Annotated in this window: 1 pseudogene; it reads right to left on the bottom strand. The window is 47.3% G+C overall.

The features are described from left to right. Positions 1-313, bottom strand: a pseudogene (locus R0K30_RS21480) (FAD-binding oxidoreductase); the annotation flags it as partial.

Genomic DNA, 313 nt, shown 5'->3' with positions numbered 1-313 from the left:
AATAAAGGATCCTGACCGCTTCATCTTTTGCGGCTGATTGCCTCCCGGGCTGTTAAAAAAGGCTGCCGCTTTAATAAATGGCACTGTCTTGACCATGCCGCTTGTCGGTTTTCCCGCTTTCATTAACGGAGCCAGCAGTTCTTTCAGCTCATCCTTTGTCCCGGTAAATTGACCGAGCGCTTCTATGCGGTTTACTTCTTTAGGCCAGAACTGAATTGATGAGGTAAGCCGGTTGTCTGTAAATGGAGCCCATCGCTGCCATGTGTTAAATACTTCCTCAAAATCATCCCAGCCCCAAGTGACAGAAAAAACA

The sequence above is a fragment of the Bacillus sp. SIMBA_154 genome (assembly GCF_046536015.1).
Lineage (GTDB): Bacteria > Bacillota > Bacilli > Bacillales > Bacillaceae > Bacillus > Bacillus pumilus_P.
Note: the sequence above shows the minus strand (reverse complement) of the source record. Positions and strands in the feature narration are given on the sequence as shown.